At 51.9% G+C, this 4,370-nt stretch carries 2 tRNA genes and 3 rRNA genes; all 5 read left to right on the top strand.

Annotated features, from left to right (window positions below):
• A 16S ribosomal RNA gene (locus tag K5880_RS23030) occupies nucleotides 1–493 on the top strand; the annotation flags it as partial.
• A gap of 102 nt (nucleotides 494–595) precedes the next feature.
• Nucleotides 596–672 (top strand) — tRNA-Ile (locus K5880_RS23025).
• Nucleotides 673–699: 27 nt separating this feature from the next.
• Nucleotides 700–775 (top strand) — tRNA-Ala (locus K5880_RS23020).
• Nucleotides 776–1,147: 372 nt separating this feature from the next.
• A 23S ribosomal RNA gene (locus K5880_RS23015) occupies nucleotides 1,148–4,026 on the top strand.
• Nucleotides 4,027–4,200: 174 nt separating this feature from the next.
• A 5S ribosomal RNA gene (gene rrf, locus K5880_RS23010) occupies nucleotides 4,201–4,313 on the top strand.
• The last annotated feature ends 57 nt before the right edge of the window (nucleotides 4,314–4,370 follow it).

The raw sequence follows: 4,370 nt of genomic DNA, 5'->3' as shown, positions 1-4,370 counted from the left end.
ACAGGTGCTGCATGGCTGTCGTCAGCTCGTGTCGTGAGATGTTGGGTTAAGTCCCGCAACGAGCGCAACCCTTGTCATTAGTTGCTACGAAAGGGCACTCTAATGAGACTGCCGGTGACAAACCGGAGGAAGGTGGGGATGACGTCAAGTCCTCATGGCCCTTATAGGTGGGGCTACACACGTCATACAATGGCTGGTACAAAGGGTTGCCAACCCGCGAGGGGGAGCCAATCCCATAAAGCCAGTCGTAGTCCGGATCGCAGTCTGCAACTCGACTGCGTGAAGTCGGAATCGCTAGTAATCGTGGATCAGCATGTCACGGTGAATACGTTCCCGGGTCTTGTACACACCGCCCGTCACACCATGGGAGCGGGTCTCGCCAGAAGTAGTTAGCCTAACCGCAAGGAGGGCGATTACCACGGCGGGGTTCGTGACTGGGGTGAAGTCGTAACAAGGTAGCCGTATCGGAAGGTGCGGCTGGATCACCTCCTTTCTGGAAAAGAGCAATCAAGCTCAAACGCTCACACTTATCGGTTGTTGGAAGGACGTCGCCAGCGATTCGGGCTTTGGCCTGGAGAGATCAAGCGACCGGCTTGGGTCTGTAGCTCAGTTGGTTAGAGCACCGTCTTGATAAGGCGGGGGTCGTTGGTTCGAGACCAACCAGACCCACCATCCCCTCCAATGCGCGCAAGACATCCCGGGGGATTAGCTCAGCTGGGAGAGCACCTGCTTTGCAAGCAGGGGGTCGTCGGTTCGATCCCGTCATCCTCCACCAAACAATGTCGCGCAGCGCGATGTTCTTGTCTGATGAATCCACATCAAAGCATCCTGGTCAAACGGGCTGAGGGTGCTTTGATGTTGATTGATATCCATCGATTAACCGGTGGCCGCAAGGCTGCCAACGGCTGTTCTTTAAAAATTCATAGAGTCGAATCAGCGTTGCTGATGGAAAGCACATATTCGTAAAGGTTTCATGTGCACCGTGCCATCAGCAACATTTTTGATTGCGTCAACGAATATTCAATTTCATTGAAAGATATGAGTTGAAACGGCATAACGCGTCAGGTGAAAGACCTGACAGACATTTGCTTGATGTGATTTTGTGTCTTGCTGAGCCGCGAGGCTTGATGAGACGTCAAAGTTATAGGGTCAAGTGAATAAGAGCACGTGGTGGATGCCTTGGCGATGATAGGCGACGAAGGACGTGATAGCCTGCGATAAGCTTCGGGGAGCTGGCAAATAAGCTTTGATCCGGAGATTTCCGAATGGGGAAACCCACCTAGCAGTAGGTATCGCATGATGAATACATAGTCATGCGAGGCGAACCGGGTGAACTGAAACATCTCAGTAGCTCGAGGAAAAGACATCAACCGAGATTCCGAAAGTAGTGGCGAGCGAAATCGGAAGAGCCTGTTAGTGATAGCACAAGACTTAACGGAACGCTCTGGAAAGGGCGGCCATAGCGGGTGATAGCCCCGTACGTGAAAAGACCTGTGTGGTACTGAGCTAACGACAAGTAGGGCGGGACACGAGAAATCCTGTCTGAACATGGGGGGACCATCCTCCAAGGCTAAATACTCATCATCGACCGATAGTGAACAAGTACCGTGAGGGAAAGGCGAAAAGAACCCCGGGAGGGGAGTGAAATAGATCCTGAAACCGCGTGCTTACAAAAAGTAGGAGCCTCGCAAGGGGTGACTGCGTACCTTTTGTATAATGGGTCAGCGACTTACATTCAGTGGCAAGGTTAACCGAATAGGGAAGCCGTAGAGAAATCGAGTCCGAACAGGGCGATTCAGTCGCTGGGTGTAGACCCGAAACCAAGTGATCTATCCATGGCCAGGATGAAGGTGCCGTAACAGGTACTGGAGGTCCGAACCGACTAGTGTTGCAAAACTAGCGGATGAGCTGTGGATAGGGGTGAAAGGCTAAACAAACTTGGAAATAGCTGGTTCTCTCCGAAAACTATTTAGGTAGTGCCTCAAGTATTACCGTCGGGGGTAGAGCACTGTTTTGGCTAGGGGGTCATGGCGACTTACCAAACCAAGGCAAACTCCGAATACCGACGAGTACAGCTTGGGAGACAGAGCACCGGGTGCTAACGTCCGGACTCAAGAGGGAAACAACCCAGACCGCCAGCTAAGGTCCCTAAAATTGGCTAAGTGGGAAACGAAGTGGGAAGGCTAAAACAGTCAGGATGTTGGCTTAGAAGCAGCCATCATTTAAAGAAAGCGTAATAGCTCACTGATCGAGTCGTCCTGCGCGGAAGATGTAACGGGGCTAAGCCAGTTACCGAAGCTGCGGATTTGCAATTTATTGCAAGTGGTAGGAGAGCGTTCTGTAAGCCTGTGAAGGTGTCTTGTAAAGGATGCTGGAGGTATCAGAAGTGCGAATGCTGACATGAGTAGCGTTAAAGGGGGTGAAAAGCCCCCTCGCCGTAAGCGCAAGGTTTCCTACGCAACGTTCATCGGCGTAGGGTGAGTCGGCCCCTAAGGCGAGGCAGAGATGCGTAGCTGATGGGAAACAGGTCAATATTCCTGTACCGATTGCAAGTGCGATGTGGGGACGGATCTTAATAGGTTATCCGGCGGTTGGATGTGCCGGTTTAGACAGATGTAGGCGACACGTAGGCAAATCCGCGTGTCATATACCGAGGCTGTTGATCGAGCGAGCTTGCTCGCGAAGTAACTGAACGAGGTCCCAGGAAAAGCCACTAAGCTTCAGCTTGTAATTGACCGTACCGCAAACCGACACTGGTGCGCGAGATGAGTATTCTAAGGCGCTTGAGAGAACTCAGGAGAAGGAACTCGGCAAATTGACACCGTAACTTCGGAAGAAGGTGTGCCCTAGTAATGTGATGAGAACATCTGAGCATGAATGGGTTGCAAAAAATTGGTGGCTGCGACTGTTTATTAAAAACACAGCACTCTGCAAACACGAAAGTGGACGTATAGGGTGTGACGCCTGCCCGGTGCTGGAAGATTAATTGATGGGGTGCAAGCTCTTGATCGAAGTCCCAGTAAACGGCGGCCGTAACTATAACGGTCCTAAGGTAGCGAAATTCCTTGTCGGGTAAGTTCCGACCTGCACGAATGGCGTAACGATGGCCACACTGTCTCCTCCTGAGACTCAGCGAAGTTGAAATGTTTGTGATGATGCAATCTCCCCGCGGAAAGACGGAAAGACCCCATGAACCTTTACTGTAGCTTTGTATTGGACTTTGAACAGATCTGTGTAGGATAGGTGGGAGGCTTTGAAGCAGGGTCGCTAGATCTTGTGGAGCCAACGTTGAAATACCACCCTGGTGTGTTTGAGGTTCTAACCTAGGTCCATTATCTGGATCGGGGACAGTGCATGGTAGGCAGTTTGACTGGGGCGGTCTCCTCCCAAAGTGTAACGGAGGAGTTCGAAGGTACGCTAGGTACGGTCGGACATCGTGCTAATAGTGCAATGGCATAAGCGTGCTTAACTGCGAGACTGACAAGTCGAGCAGATGCGAAAGCAGGACATAGTGATCCGGTGGTTCTGTATGGAAGGGCCATCGCTCAACGGATAAAAGGTACTCTGGGGATAACAGGCTGATACCGCCCAAGAGTTCATATCGACGGCGGTGTTTGGCACCTCGATGTCGGCTCATCTCATCCTGGGGCTGTAGCCGGTCCCAAGGGTATGGCTGTTCGCCATTTAAAGAGGTACGTGAGCTGGGTTTAAAACGTCGTGAGACAGTTTGGTCCCTATCTTCCGTGGGCGCTGCAGATTTGAGGAAGCCTGCTCCTAGTACGAGAGGACCGGAGTGGACGCACCTCTGGTGTACCGGTTGTCACGCCAGTGGCATTGCCGGGTAGCTAAGTGCGGAAGAGATAACCGCTGAAAGCATCTAAGCGGGAAACTCGTTCCAAGATGAGATCTGCCGGGGCCTTGAGCCCCCTGAAGAGTCGTTCAAGACCAGGACGTTGATAGGCTGGGTGTGGAAGCGCAGCAATGCGTTAAGCTAACCAGTACTAATTGCTCGTGAGGCTTGACCCTATAACTTTGATGTAAATCTCAAAGTCAAATGTCAACAGACAGAAATGTCATGGTTATGCCGATACGGATCGATACGTTGATCCAGATCGTTGGCAGCAATCAAAAATCAGCTGATTCGAAGCTCTATGAATTCGATCCGGTTGTGCGCTCGCACAGCCAGATCTACAAGTTATGCCTGACGACCATAGCAAGGTGGTACCACTCCTTCCCATCCCGAACAGGACAGTGAAACGCCTTTGCGCCGATGATAGTGCGGGTTCCCGTGTGAAAGTAGGTCATCGTCAGGCTCTTACCCAGCCCCCCAAACCCCCTCGTGCCTCCCGGTGCCTGGGGGTTTGGGCTTT

Source organism: Hydrogenophaga sp. (genome assembly GCF_025699295.1).
Classification (GTDB): domain Bacteria; phylum Pseudomonadota; class Gammaproteobacteria; order Burkholderiales; family Burkholderiaceae_C; genus Hydrogenophaga.
The sequence above is the reverse complement of the archived record's forward strand: the minus strand, read 5'-3'. Positions and strand labels throughout refer to the sequence as shown.